The organism is Streptococcus oralis, from assembly GCF_003943825.1.
Taxonomy (GTDB): Bacteria; Bacillota; Bacilli; order Lactobacillales; family Streptococcaceae; genus Streptococcus; species Streptococcus oralis_CD.
The window spans coordinates 1-832 of sequence record NZ_RJNJ01000048.1 but is presented as its reverse complement, the minus strand read 5'-3'; the positions used below and the strand labels follow the sequence as shown (position 1 = coordinate 832).

General features: G+C 42.3%; 2 protein-coding genes. Both read right to left on the bottom strand.

The features are described 5' to 3' along the window. Window positions 1-380 (bottom strand): O-methyltransferase (locus tag D8863_RS10485; RefSeq protein WP_125441858.1); only part of this gene is annotated, 380 nt, incomplete at its 3' end. Between the two features lies 1 nt (window position 381). Further along, window positions 382-832: M3 family metallopeptidase (locus tag D8863_RS10480; protein WP_142999488.1), on the bottom strand; the 451-nt coding region annotated here is incomplete at its 5' end.

The following is an 832-nucleotide window of genomic DNA, read 5'->3' as shown; positions in this document are numbered from 1 at the left end:
TCTCCCTCTAAGAGGGTGATTTGCTTACGACTGTCAAACTGGGCAAAGTTTTCCTTGGCAAAACCAATCATCTCAGGATTACGGTCAATGGTTGTAATCTTAGCATCTGGCGCATGTTCCGCCATCAAAAGAGCTGAAAAACCGATAGCTGTCCCAATTTCCAAAATATTCTTAGGCTGCAGACTTTCCATGAGAAATCGAAAGTAAGCAACTGTTTCATGAGGAATGATTGGGATATTTTCCTTGCGAGCGAAGGTTTCCAATTCTTTCAAAGAACCAGTCACCTGCTTTTGACGCTGGCGCATGAGTTCAACGATTTCTTCCTTGACGACGGGACGACGCATATTGTGATTGGCATTTTTACTATAAGACTCTACCATCTTAAGCTAGTCCCAATTTTTCAACAAGAGCTTCAAACTCATTCAAGCGACGTTCAAAGACTGCAAAGGCATCGTTAAGATAGTCTTCTTTTTCCATATCAACACCCGCTTTTCTCATAACATTGAGCGGATAGTCAGACTTACCTGCCTTGAGGTAGTCTATATAGCGGTCACGATCTTCTTGACTTCCATGGACAATCTTTTCAGCCAAGGCTGAAGCAGCTGCAAAACCAGTTGAATACTGATAAACATAGTAGTTATAGTAGAAGTGTGGAATGCGAGCCCACTCGTATTGGATTTGAGGATTGTCTTCCTTGCTGAGTCCATAATACTCTTGATTCAAGTCAGCGTAGAGCTTATTGAGGAAATCACTTGTCAAGACTTCTCCATTTTGGTCTGCTTGGTGGATGGCATGTTCAAACTCAGCGAATTGAGTTTGACGGAAGACTGTT